Origin of the sequence: Clostridium sp. ZBS15 (genome assembly GCF_023845705.1) — a bacterium.
Classification (GTDB): domain Bacteria; phylum Bacillota; class Clostridia; order Clostridiales; family Clostridiaceae; genus Clostridium; species Clostridium aquiflavi.
In genome coordinates, this window is record NZ_JAMQHY010000104.1 from 1 (window position 1) to 259 (window position 259).

Sequence of the window (259 nt, forward strand, 5' to 3'; positions counted from 1 at the left end):
GGCGGGTTCTTTAAAAAAAAAAGGGAGAGAGGGGGGGGGGGGAAGAGTGCGGGGGAGGGGAAGTGAGAAGGGGGAGAGAGAGTGGGAGAGAGAGGGTGGGAGGAGGGGGGAGAAAAGGAGTGCTGGAATAGGGGGGGGGAGGGGGGGGGGGGTGGGGTGATGGGGGGGGGGGGGGTGGAGTGGGGGGGGGGGGGGGGGGGGGGGGGGGGTGGTTGGGGGGGGAGGGGGGTGGGGAGGGGAAGAGGGGAGATTTTGGGGG

General features: G+C 70.7%; 1 protein-coding gene. It reads right to left on the reverse strand.

Features of this window, described 5'->3' with window-relative positions:
• Positions 1-259 (reverse strand): hypothetical protein (locus NG904_RS17690; protein ID WP_252232849.1); only part of this gene is annotated, 259 nt, incomplete at both ends.